We start from the raw sequence: 12,314 nt of genomic DNA, 5'->3' as shown, positions 1-12,314 counted from the left end.
TATCTATATATTTCAATCAACTATATGAAAAAAATAAAGTGAAAATGTATACCATAATGCGGATATAAATTATAGATTTCTCATAATTACAAAATAAAATATGGTATTGGTACTATTTTTTTACGTTGATATCTATCTAAATAGCAATTCTAAAGTTCAACTTCCCTTTAAAATATACATATTAGACAATTAAATAAAAAACACATTATCTATATAAATAGGCTAATGAGTAATTCAATCATGATAATTACTCAACACACCGTCTATTATTAAGAAATACCTAAACAACAAGAAAAGGCTCATGTAGAAAACATAAAAGAAGTTTCATTTATGAATAAATCGTTTTATTGCATGTACAATAAAACCAAGTTTAAACATTTTCTGTCTGTCCCACCTGATGATAAGCACGATTAAAATAAACCAAGCTTTGATCCTGTTGGCTTTGCTGAATAGCGACAATACGACACATAAACACCGTATGCGTCCCAACTTCTTGAATGTCATCAATCTCACAATCAAAATTAACCAACGCATCCTTTAAAACAGGTGCCCCTGTTTCTAGCTCCGTCCAAATACCATGTTTAAAACGCTCTTCAGAAGTCATTTTGGATGCAAAGACGTTAGAAATATGCTGATGCTGTGCGCCTAAAACATTCACGGTTAAAATTTTATTATCTACAAAATGTACATGTGAACGAGAAGCTTTGTTCATACAAACCAATAATGTTGGTGGTGTATCAGTGACACTACACACAGCTGATGCGGTAAATCCATGACGATCAGACATACCTGCCGTGGTCACGACACTCACTGCACTGGTCAATAAAGACATTGCATTTCTAAAGTCTGTTGCTTCGATCATCATTTTACTCCTACACTGAACCGTACATTTTGTTTAGATTTGGCGATACCGTACTTCAATCAGATCAGCTATATCTAAAACTGCGACATAATGAAAATGAGGACTACCCGTTTGATCAACAAGGCAAAAGCCTATCCGACAAATCAAAGTAGCCCTTTTTATCACTCGGCCACTAATACTAAGCCGATAACTCTTTACGGATGATTTCCGCACCTGCACTTAACGCATTCAGCTTGCCTCTCGCCACTTCACGAGCCAAAGGTGCCATACCACAGTTAGTCGAAGGATAAAGTTTATCCGCATCGACAAATTGAAGTGCTTTGCGTAGCGTATCCGCAACTTCTTCTGGTGTTTCAATCGTATTGGTTGCCACATCAATCGCACCAACCATGACTTTTTTACCACGAATCAGTTCAATCAAGTCCATCGGCACACGCGAGTTTTGGCATTCAAGTGAGATAATATCAAGCTTAGATTTTTGAAGTTTAGGGAATGATTCTTCGTATTGACGCCATTCATTGCCTAAAGTTTGCTTCCAATCAGTATTGGCTTTAATACCATAACCGTAGCAAATGTGTACCGCAGTTTCACATTTCAAACCTTCAAGCGCACGTTCTAAAGTTGCAATACCCCAGTCATTCACTTCATCAAAGAATACATTAAATGCGGGTTCATCAAACTGGATAATGTCAACGCCTGCTGCTTCTAACTCTAGTGCTTCTTGATTCAGAATCTTGGCAAATTCCCAAGCCAATTTTTCACGGCTCTTATAATGACCATCATACAACGTGTCAATCATGGTCATTGGGCCAGGCAACGCCCACTTGATTGGTTGTGTGGTTTGGCTACGTAAAAACTTGGCATCATTAACAAATACAGGTTGCTTACGAGATACTTCACCCACAACAGATGGCACACTGGCATCGTAACGATTACGAATTCGCATTGTTTCACGTTTTTCGAAATCGACACCTTCAAGATGTTCAATAAAAGTGGTGACAAAGTGCTGACGCGTTTGCTCACCATCAGAAACAATATCAATACCTGCTTGCAACTGTTCATGTAACGATAAGCTTAAAGCATCGCGCTTGGCTTGAAGCAGTTCTTCACCTTCAAGTTTCCATGCGGACCACAGTTTCTCAGGCTCAGCAAGCCAAGAAGGTTTCGGTAAGCTGCCAGCGGTTGATGTTGGTAATAAAATTGCCATTCTAAATCTTCTATCTCTATTTCAGGTAAATTAAGCAGCGCTACTGTCTACAGTGTAATTCGAAGCCCATTGCTCAAGGATGTTTTGATAAGGCTTGATAAAGTTTTCTTCCGTCCATTTACCTTGTTTTACCGCTAACTGACCACGTTCAACACGATCATAGACAATTCGTGTTAATGAATAATCTGGGTATTCTAAACTTGCTTGATAGACCTGTGCTGCTGATGAATTTGCATTGTAAATTTCAGGACGATAAATCTTTTGGAACGTTTCCATCGTACTAATCGCACTGATCAGCTCAAAATCGGTGTAATCACGTAATAAATCACCCGCAAAATAGAATGCTAAAGGTGCAACGCTACCTTTCGGCATGAAGAAGCGAACCTGTAAGCCCATTTTGTGGAAATACTCATCGGTACGAGAGTATTGGTCTTGCTTATATTCAACACCCAAAATAGGATGCTCATTGGTTGTACGCTGATAAGTTCTTGCTGTTGAGACACTCAAGCAAATCACAGGCTGTTGATTGAATGCTGCTTTAAAAGTATCTGAGTTGACGAGATACTGATAAAGCTTGCCATGTAAATCACCAAAATTTTCAGGTGCGTACGAAGTTGAGTTTTCTTTATTATGTTCTTTAAGCACTACACTGAAATCATAGTCACGTACATAAGATGAGAAGCTATTACCAATCATGCCTTCAATACGTTGATTGGTGTGATGATCCGTAATTGTGCTTTTTAACATTTCAATAATTGGGAAAGTTTGACCATTCCCTTCAATATCTAAATTTGCAGAAATAATATCGATTTCAAGCGAATAACGATCACCATTCGGGTTATCTGTTTCTGCTAGGGCATTGAAACGATTATTAATCATTCGAAGTGTATTACGTAGGTTCTGCTCACGGCTTTCACCGCGCGCCAAGTTAGCAAAGTTCGTCGTTAGACGTGTGTTATCTGCTGGTTGATAGTTTTCATCAAAACGAATGCGTTTAATTGAACATGCAAACTCTGTACTCATGGCGACCTTTACCCTATTTTTGCAATAAAACCTGAATTTCTTTCATGCTCTTTTCAAACAGTCCAATTTTCTTTTGGTACACTTCTCGTTAACCACTATCCAGTGTTATCTATAGTCTGGCTAGTAATTAACGATGAAGAATGTCTATCATTAAGAGCTTGGTGTAATTTATACCCGAAACTTCACATGAATAAAAATGATTTAATCTCACTCATAAGTGAGAAAAATTCATTTTCATAAATTTTATTACATCAAGAAAAAATTCCACCACCACTTCTGGTGCCATTTGTACTGATGAACTTCTTTATTTTTTTGCGATAAAAGTCATCTGAATGCACATGGTATACAAAAATTTATTTTTTAAGAAACTGATAAATAAAAGAATATAATCATAATCCCACTACTTAGATGAGCGTAACCATGGAGTTACCGTTAAGCCTATCAAAACACCCTCAGGACTTAAAAAGCGAGTGACAGATTGTCCCCAAGGTTCTATACGATTATTGACAAGTAATTGGTAACCTTTAGAAACCATATAAGCTGAAGCTGCAACAATATCTTCTACCTCAAATTCAATCCAACTTTGAGGAATATTGAATTCTTCTGGCCACTCCTTTAGCCCAAAGCATGAATTTGCAGCTTGAGTCAAAGGCCAAAGTGCAAAATGTTTTACACCACCCAACTCACCATCATTCGTACTCATATAAGATTCATTTCCCTCCATCGCTTTAACTGGAAGATTAAGAATGTCGAGGTAGAAAGATTTACTTGCGTGATCTTCTTTGGTAATTGGTCCAAATCCAGCAACAAAAAGTATATGTACAGGATGCATTTCAATATCTCATTTTTTTTAAGTGATCTATTCTTTTATACTTAGAATTGTTTACTTTTCAAGCATAAAATTAAAAATGTGAGTTCGGTTAAATCCCCCCTATGTTGTTAGGCTCTACCATTTGCTGGGATCGTATTTAGCCATCGAAATATTTATGGAAAGAACTGTGTAGAAGCACTCGCTGGCTATGCAAATGTGAAGATGACGTATAGTATTTAGAAGGTCACGAAGTGCCTAAACCTGAGTAGATTAGCTCTCGTTAATAATTGGTTTTAACTTTAAATGGGCGAGTTTTCCACATTGGGGAATTACGCCATTCCCCGAAAACAAAAAGCCCACTTTTTGAGTGGGCTTTAATGTGTTGAAATATCAACGAATTTTGGTAGGTATATCCAGACTCGAACTGGAGACCTCTACGATGTCAATGGGTGGTCACATATGAAAAATCAACAATTTAGGTACTATTGGCGCCCATGTTTCGCCCATTTTTTTTGTTACAATTTAGTTTGCCATTTACACAAAAATATCGATGTCTACTATCTATTGGTTCACTACTCGGCTTTGTTGTATAAAGCTATTCTTAAAGACTTCTTCAGTAATATAATTTCTAAATGAAGAAGCCTGCATCTAAAATCTATCGTACAACGAATTGGTCCTCTTATAACCAAACTCTAATCAAGCGAGGAAATATTTCAACTTGGTTCGATCCTCAGACTAAATGGTATGCTCAGCCACAGGCTAAGCATGGAAGAAATCAAACTTATTCTGATACAGCAATTCAGTGCTGTTTGATGATCAAATCTATCTTTCGACTTTCTTTGCGTATAGTCACAGGTTTTGTGCAAAGTCTAATTGAACTCAGTGGTTAAGTTGGACAGCACCAGATTATTCCACACTTTGACGACAAAAGCAGATGAATACCATCTAAAACAACGCAATAAAATAGAAACTTTATTCAGTTTTCTTAAAGGGGCTTACAATCTAGTGACGACTAGAGCGAGAAGTGTTGCAGGCTATTCAGCTGGTATTTATGCATCTCTGTTTGCTTATGAAATATGTCATTAAAACAAGCCGATGCTTCGTATTATGGAAATATCAGCTTAAGTAGAATTAGGGTTAATATAATCAAATTATCTCTATGCAACTAAAAAGTAAATCAAATTCTTAAATAGTGATTATCCTAAATAAAATATTTATTAAATTTAAGTAAAATAAACAAAAAAACACTTTATATATTATGGTATTTACTTTCATTAGAAAAATTTACACAAAATAAATATAAATCAATATTTTACATATTCCATGTAATTTCCCAATATTAAAATGCACTATACTAGTGCCATACTATCCTATTTATGATTCATTATAGTGCAATAATTATTTATTAACTGGCGCCAATTTGGTGCATTAATAATTAATTGTTTAGCATGTCTTTAATATATGGATTTCATATTAACATTTCGAAATCTTATGACCTGATGGTTCTTTTTTTCTATAAACTGCCTGCTCTTCTCAAACAGAGTGGTTTCATGCTTCAAATGTTGCATGGTTGCGTAATTTAAAATTTGATCTAAAAAGGTATATAGATAATGGAATTCAGTACCCTTGAACCAGAAGTTATAAAAAAGAAACAGAAGTTTCATCAAATATTATATGTCCAGGTAATATTTGCAATTATCTTAGGTATATTATTAGGTCATTTTTACCCTGAGTTTGGTGAAAGCCTAAAACCATTAGGCGATGCATTTATTAAAATTGTTAAAATGATTATTGCTCCGGTAATTTTTCTAACAGTTGTTACGGGTATTGCTGGCATGACTAATATGAGTCGTGTTGGTCGTGTGACTGGTAAAGCGATGTTGTACTTTTTTACCTTCTCATCATTAGCTCTTATTGTAGGCATGGTAGTGGCAAATATCATTCAACCCGGTAAAGGTTTGAATATTGATCCAACTACATTAGCAAATGATAAAGTAGCTGATTATGTAGAAAAAGCACATGATGCGACTTTAGTCGACTTTTTCATGAATATTATTCCTAAGACACTAATAAGCCCTTTAGCTGAAGGAAGCATTCTACAAGTCTTATTTGTCGCAGTTTTATTCGGTATTGCTTTAGCTGCAATTGGTGACCGTGGCCGCCCAATTGTTGATATTCTAAATAATTTGACAGCCCCTGTATTTTATTTAGTCGGGATGTTAATGAAGTTAGCTCCAATTGGTGCTTTTGGTGCAATGGCATTTACAATTGGCGCATATGGTATTGAAGCTATAGGTAATTTGCTATTACTGATAATGACTTTCTATATAACATCGTTGTTGTTTATACTTATTATTTTAGGTGCAGTAGCTCGCTACAATGGATTTTCAATTTTAGCTCTCATTCGATATATTAAAGATGAATTATGGCTTGTATTAGGTACAAGTTCATCAGAAGCGGCCCTACCCACTTTAATGCAAAAAATGGAAAAAGCTGGTTGTGAAAAGTCTGTAGTGGGTCTAGTAATCCCGACAGGATATTCATTTAATCTTGATGGTACTAATATTTATATGACCATGGCAGCGTTATTTATTGCTCAAGCATGTAATGTAGACTTATCAATTGGTGAACAAATAGCTCTTTTACTGGTAGCAATGGTTAGCTCTAAAGGGGCAGCTGGAGTAACTGGTGCAGGATTTATTACCCTAGCGGCTACATTGTCTGTTGTACCAGCAGTACCTGTTGCAGGAATGGCATTAATTTTAGGTATTGATCGCTTTATGTCAGAATGCCGTGCATTAACCAATCTTGTAGGAAATGCTTGCGCAACAATCGTTGTTGCTCGTTGGGATAATGCTTTGGAGAAAGATGTACTAGATGAAGTTTTAAATAAACCAAAATCATCTTAATCTCTAGTTTATTCAAACCCTTGAATAAATATATATTCAAGGGTTTCTATATTTATTAATCCTCTAAAATACTTCTTAACATCCATGCTGTTTTTTCATGTACTTCAAGTCTTTGTGTAACTAAATCTGCTGATGGCTGATCGTTTACCTCATCGACAATTGGAAAAATTCCTCTTGCTGTTTTTGCAACAGTTTCGTGAGCATTAACTAATAAACCAACCATTTCTTGTGCTTTTGGAACACCCTCTACTTCCTTAATTGCGGTCAATTTAGCAAACTGTTTGTACGTACCAGGGGCAGGGAAACCTAATGCTCTAATACGTTCTGCTATAGTATCTAAAGCATTCCATTGTTCAGTATACTGATCCATAAACATGTTGTGTAAACTATTAAACTGAGGCCCTGTAACATTCCAGTGAAAATTATGCGTCATTAAATATAAGGTATAACTATCTGCAAGTAATTTTGACAGACCAGAAACAATCTTTTCTCGATCATTATGCGAAATACCGATATCAATCTTTATTGCTTTTACTTCTTTTTTAGGACTAGCCATGAATCTCTTCCTTTTGTAATAAGTACATAATATTAAAAATTTAAAAAATGAGAACAAGCTGAATGTAGAGCTTAACTATTAAGATTATCATACCAACCTACTCAGAAAGCAATTACGAGTAAAAAAAGTTACCATTTTTAAAATAGTCTATATCGTTCCTAATGACTGTTAATTTCGATCTTAGTTATTATGCATATAAAAATTGTATATTTAACATCCAACTAAAAAATAATTTTAGAAAACTTGTCAAATCTAAAATTAGAAGTAAATTATTGATTTTTTATTGAAATTTACTTCACACACTAAAAACTCTTGTGTTTTCACATAAATTTCACTATCTGAGAACTATTTTAGCTGGAAAGTAATAATTGCAAGTTTCTAAATTCTTAAAATACAGGGGTATAGTTAAATGGCTATAGAATTTGTTTCCAAATCAAAGTTACCTACTGCGTTTGGCGATTTTGAAATTATAGCATTTCAAGATCAAAAGACTGGTGAAGAACATATCGCTCTTGCCAAAGGCATGGATACTATTTCGAATCAACCTGTACTGGTCAGAATACATTCAGAATGCTTAACAGGAGATGCTTTTGGATCACTCAAATGTGATTGTGGTCCACAATTACACTCAACCATGAAAATGATTAATGATGCAGGTCAAGGTGTCATTTTATACTTACGCCAAGAAGGCCGTGGCATAGGACTAACCAATAAAATTCGAGCCTACGCACTTCAAGACCAAGGACATGATACCCTTGACGCCAATTTATTATTAAACCTGCCAGCGGATGCTCGCAAGTATGATATGTGTACCATTATGCTCGATTATTTAAAAATAAAAAATGTAAAACTCATTACAAATAATCCACTTAAAATTAAATCTTTAACTGATTTGGGAATTAATGTTCTTGAACGTATTCCTTTGAAAGTAGGCTTAAATAGCTTTAATAAGAATTATCTCGAAACAAAGCAAAAACGTATGTCACATCTGTATGATAATAGTGATTTTTAAAAAGTGATCACTTTCAGAAAAAATCCACATACAAAGTTTCATCTCCCTTACGGGAGAGGGTTTTATCACATATGGTTCTTGATAAATTAACTTTAAATATACGGATTAAAAAACAGGATATTATTTATTTTCTCTCAGTATCTGCGAAAAAACTGTGACCTTTTCTAAAGTCGCGATCATTCCCTTATTAAAAAAAGTATCGACAAGCGCTGAGCCAATGATAATAAGATCAACTTTATTGGCTAAGGCTTTAACGTGGCTTTCATTTTTGATCCCGAAGCCAATTGCAACTGGAATATTAAAAATAGGCTTAATTTCAGCAATCTTTTTCTCAAGATTAGACAGATTGAAGTCTCCTCCTGTTAAACCATTTTCTGCAACATGATATAAAAAACCTGTCGCGCGCGCTGAGATTTGCTCTAACCTTTCAACTGGGGTAGTCGGCGCTGTCATTGCAATGAAATGCATATTTTTTTCATTTAATTGCACTTCAAAGTTTTCTCGATATCCATATGGAGCATCTAAAATCAATATTCCATCTATAAGATTTTCTGTTTCGGCGACAAGTGTCTCGAAACCATATTGCATAATCGGATTTAAATAAGTCATAAAAATTATTGGTGTCTTGTCATCATGCAGCCTGATTGCTTTCACCAACTCAATGGTCTGTTTTACCGTTTGACCTGCACTTAAAGCTCTAATATGTGCTGCCTGAATGATCTCGCCATCTGCCACTGGATCTGAAAAAGGAATGCCAACTTCAATAATGTCAGCTCCAGCTTGACCCAACTGGCTCAACAGACGACAACTTTCTGCAAAATTAGGATCTCCAGCAGTAAAATAACAAACCAGACCGCTTCGATTTTCCAGTTTCAATTGCTCTAATTTTTGATCTAGACGGTTCATGCTGTAGCTCCTGCAAGATATTTTTTGACTGTATTTAAGTCTTTGTCACCTCTGCCGCTTAAATTGACAATAATGATCTGTTCTGGCTGCATTTCTTGAGCAAGTTGAATCGCATACGCAATGGCATGAGAACTCTCAAGCGCAGGAATAATGCCCTCCTGTTGGCTTAAAAGCTGAAATGCATTTACAGCTTCTTGATCGGTTATAGCCGTATATGTCACACGTCCTGTTTCAAACAGAATGCCATGCTCAGGGCCAATACCAGGATAATCTAAGCCAGCTGATATAGAGTGCCCCTCTAAAATCTGTCCATCTAAATCTTGTAATAAATAGGTTAAATTACCATGTAGCACACCGACTTGACCTTTGCAAATAGAGGCCGCATGTTCACCGCTATTTGTTCCTTTTCCACCTGCCTCAACGCCAAACATTTTGACATTCAGGTCTTCTAGAAAAGGATGCATCAACCCTAATGCATTTGATCCACCACCAACGCAAGCAACTAAAGCATCAGGCAGTTTATTTTCTTTGAGGAGTATTTGGTTTCTGGCTTCTAGACCAATAATTTTTTGAAATTCTCTGACCATGATGGGATATGGATGAGGACCTGCACCAGTACCCAACAGATAATAGGTTGTATCAACATGACTAATCCAGTCACGTAATGCTTCGTTCATCGCATCTTTTAAAGTCCTACGACCTTTTTGAACACTTCTGACTTCAGCACCGAGTAATTTCATGCGTTCAACATTCACTTGTTGGCGCTGAATGTCTGTTTCTCCCATAAAAATGGTACATTTCATCTTAAACAGTGCACAAACAGTTGCTGTTGCAACACCATGTTGTCCAGCACCAGTTTCTGCAATGATTCTAGTTTTCCCCATAAATTTGGCTAATAAGATTTGCCCAACACAATTATTGATTTTATGCGCACCAGTATGGTTCAAATCTTCTCGCTTGAGATATATTCGAGCACCTCCCGCATAAGCTGTTAGGTTTTTTGCATAAAAAAGAGGACTAGGACGACCAACAAAGTCCGTTAAAATCTGCTGATATTCAGCCCAAAATTCAGGTTTGTGCCGAACAGTATTAAAGGCTTGCTCTAATTCTCGAAGTGCTGGCATTAAGCTCTCTGGCATGTAACATCCGCCAAACTTACCAAAAAATCCCAAGTCATCAGGACCATTACCTGTATAAGGGGTTGTCATCTCATATCTCTTTTACTATCAAAATTTGTTTGATCTTAAAATATTTTCATTTTTCTGATAATTGATATATTTTGAGCTGATGATGTTAGAAAATTTTACAACATGAAACGCAGAACATTACCTCCCCTTAATGCTTTAAAAGCATTTGAAGCCGTCGCCAGAAGTAAAAGTTTCAGCTTAGCTGCGGAAGAATTGTGTGTCACCCATAGTGCGATTAGCCATCAAATAAAACAGCTAGAAGAATGGTTAGATAAAAAATTGTTTATTCGACATTCCTCGACCATCTCTCTGACGGCGGACGCAGAAGAATTATCGCTCGTTTGTACGCAGCTTTTTAATCGTTTAGAACAATGCGTCTTTGAGTTAACAAATAAAACGTCAGAGGTAGAGGTGGTAATAGGTGCTTCTCATAGTTTTATGGCAAATTGGCTGATTCCTCGATTAGAAAAGCTCGAAGTCATTTATCCCAATATCCATATCAAATTAATGACATGTAATGACTTAAAATTGTTAGAAAAAGAGAAAGTTGACATATTGATCAATAGCATCAGTGAGAATCATATACTTTCCAACTTTTTGAATAAATATCTTTTATTTCCCGATAACATGGGGCCTATTTGTAATCGGGAAATAAATCCTCTCCATACAAAACATGATCTTTTAGATTATCCACTACTTCATACCCACTCAAATAAAAGTGCATGGCATACATGGTTTGATCAGTCCAAAATTAACTTTTCCCCAAAAGCGAATGATCGTTATTTTGATCGTCTCAATTTGATGATAGAAGCTGCTGTGTCTGGGTTAGGAATTGCGATAGCGCCTCAAATTTTAGTAGAAAAAGAAATATTAAATGGAAGGGTCATTGCCCCTTTTGGTTTTATCTATTGTGACTATAATTTTTATGCAATGGTCAGAAAAAATAACGAAAATCGTGATGTCATGAATATCATTCATTGGCTAATGACTGAAGAAAAAAGAGAAAGTGAAATTTAATCCTTAATCATCAAAATTCTATTCAATGTACTGTCTTTAGTATCTATCTTCACATTCTGTTCACTTTAGCCTCTCTAAAGTGGGAGGATAAACTGTGAAGATGGACAGTGAATATGAATCAAGTCAAAACGTTAATGGCAATTGCCTTATCCTTACCAGTGCTTTTCCTGTCAGGATGTAAAAGTGTTCCTCGTTATTCCTCTGATTATGCAAATGCCAGAGCGAGTATTCAGGGAATACCCTTAGATGATGCAAAAGCACTAGAAATCGGTACCCGCTTCACTTCGGCATTTAATACCTTGGGCACACCTAAATTCGTTGAAAATGCTGGAGCACTGTATGCAGATCAGCTTTTTATTAACGATACTCTGTCGCAATTTTCATCGCGTAAAAAACTGCTTGAACATTTTCAAGGTATGAACCAGCGGGTGAGTAATGTAACTGTCAGTCTATTAAATACTTCATATCATCAAGACTCTGCCTATGTACATTGGCATATGGTTTATGATTTTAAAATGTTCGGCAAGACACGAACAATGGATTCATTTGGAATCAGTGAAATAAAGGTCAACCCAAACCATCAGATTATTTTCCAACAAGATTTCTGGGATCCGGCCAATGGTCTGTATCGTTCTTTGCCTTATGTAGGAGGAACCTATTCATGGGTACTGCCTTTCAAAAAGTAGCCATAACCACTGTACTGATGCTCGGGAGTTTCGGTTCGTGGGCGCATGCACAGACCTTAAATAAATGTGGTAAAGGCCCACTAATGGTGGGACAAAAACAGGTCGGTGTGGCTGGTTACTTTGCGCAAAACTGTAATC

Annotated in this window: 11 protein-coding genes and 3 pseudogenes; 7 read left to right on the top strand and 7 right to left on the bottom strand. The window is 36.1% G+C overall.

Annotation, left to right across the window (positions count from 1 at the left end):
* Window positions 1–370: 370 nt before the first annotated feature.
* From B4F08_RS01800 to B4F08_RS01785, 4 genes are all read right to left on the bottom strand, one after another.
* Complete coding sequence (locus B4F08_RS01800; protein ID WP_086209411.1) at window positions 371–862, bottom strand: flavin reductase; 492 nt, start codon at window positions 860–862, stop codon at window positions 371–373.
* 178 nt (window positions 863–1,040) lie between these two features.
* A complete protein-coding gene (locus tag B4F08_RS01795; RefSeq protein WP_291372762.1) occupies window positions 1,041–2,069 on the bottom strand; it encodes a methionine synthase in 1,029 nt (342 codons plus the stop codon).
* Between the two features lie 30 nt (window positions 2,070–2,099).
* Window positions 2,100–3,092: a DUF1852 domain-containing protein gene (locus tag B4F08_RS01790; protein WP_291372761.1), complete on the bottom strand. Its 993-nt coding sequence runs from the start codon at window positions 3,090–3,092 to the stop codon at window positions 2,100–2,102.
* Window positions 3,093–3,492: 400 nt separating this feature from the next.
* Window positions 3,493–3,924, bottom strand: a complete 432-nt coding sequence (locus B4F08_RS01785; protein WP_291372760.1) for a VOC family protein — start codon at window positions 3,922–3,924, stop codon at window positions 3,493–3,495.
* A gap of 611 nt (window positions 3,925–4,535) precedes the next feature.
* Between B4F08_RS01785 and B4F08_RS01780 the strand changes: the two are divergent.
* From B4F08_RS01780 to B4F08_RS01770, 3 genes and pseudogenes are all read left to right on the top strand, one after another.
* Window positions 4,536–4,822 (top strand): annotated as a pseudogene (locus tag B4F08_RS01780) (transposase); the annotation flags it as partial.
* An 11-nt stretch (window positions 4,823–4,833) separates the two neighbouring features.
* Window positions 4,834–4,989 (top strand): annotated as a pseudogene (locus B4F08_RS01775) (IS982 family transposase); the annotation flags it as partial.
* A 524-nt stretch (window positions 4,990–5,513) separates the two neighbouring features.
* Window positions 5,514–6,812 carry a dicarboxylate/amino acid:cation symporter gene (locus B4F08_RS01770; protein ID WP_086209421.1) on the top strand — a complete coding sequence of 433 codons (1,299 nt, stop codon included), beginning with the start codon at window positions 5,514–5,516 and terminating at the stop codon, window positions 6,810–6,812.
* 55 nt (window positions 6,813–6,867) lie between these two features.
* Here the strand turns inward: B4F08_RS01770 and B4F08_RS01765 are convergent, their stop codons facing one another.
* A complete protein-coding gene (locus B4F08_RS01765; RefSeq protein ID WP_086209422.1) occupies window positions 6,868–7,368 on the bottom strand; it encodes a Dps family protein in 501 nt (166 codons plus the stop codon).
* A gap of 409 nt (window positions 7,369–7,777) precedes the next feature.
* Here B4F08_RS01765 and ribA point away from each other — a divergent pair, with 409 nt between their 5' ends.
* Window positions 7,778–8,380, top strand: coding sequence for a GTP cyclohydrolase II (gene ribA, locus B4F08_RS01760; RefSeq protein WP_291372757.1), 603 nt, complete (start codon window positions 7,778–7,780; stop codon window positions 8,378–8,380).
* A 120-nt stretch (window positions 8,381–8,500) separates the two neighbouring features.
* Here the strand turns inward: ribA and trpA are convergent, their stop codons facing one another.
* Both trpA and trpB read right to left on the bottom strand, forming a co-directional pair.
* Window positions 8,501–9,286: a tryptophan synthase subunit alpha gene (gene trpA, locus B4F08_RS01755; RefSeq protein ID WP_291372755.1), complete on the bottom strand. Its 786-nt coding sequence runs from the start codon at window positions 9,284–9,286 to the stop codon at window positions 8,501–8,503.
* Complete coding sequence (gene trpB / locus B4F08_RS01750) at window positions 9,283–10,494, bottom strand: tryptophan synthase subunit beta (protein ID WP_291372753.1); 1,212 nt, start codon at window positions 10,492–10,494, stop codon at window positions 9,283–9,285. The genes trpA and trpB overlap by 4 nt, the downstream gene beginning before the upstream one ends.
* Window positions 10,495–10,596: 102 nt before the next feature.
* Between trpB and B4F08_RS01745 the strand changes: the two genes are divergently transcribed.
* The 3 genes and pseudogenes from B4F08_RS01745 to B4F08_RS01735 all read left to right on the top strand — a co-directional run.
* Window positions 10,597–11,490 (top strand): LysR family transcriptional regulator, encoded by an 894-nt coding sequence (locus tag B4F08_RS01745; protein ID WP_291372751.1) that lies wholly within the window; start codon window positions 10,597–10,599, stop codon window positions 11,488–11,490.
* 113 nt (window positions 11,491–11,603) lie between these two features.
* Window positions 11,604–12,176, top strand: a complete 573-nt coding sequence (locus B4F08_RS01740; protein ID WP_004981561.1) for a nuclear transport factor 2 family protein — start codon at window positions 11,604–11,606, stop codon at window positions 12,174–12,176.
* Window positions 12,152–12,314: pseudogene (locus B4F08_RS01735) on the top strand (hypothetical protein); the annotation flags it as partial. The gene B4F08_RS01740 and the pseudogene B4F08_RS01735, both read left to right, overlap by 25 nt.

It is taken from the genome of Acinetobacter sp. UBA6720, assembly GCF_002454215.1.
Classification (GTDB): domain Bacteria; phylum Pseudomonadota; class Gammaproteobacteria; order Pseudomonadales; family Moraxellaceae; genus Acinetobacter.
Note: the sequence above shows the minus strand (reverse complement) of the source record. Positions and strands in the feature narration are given on the sequence as shown.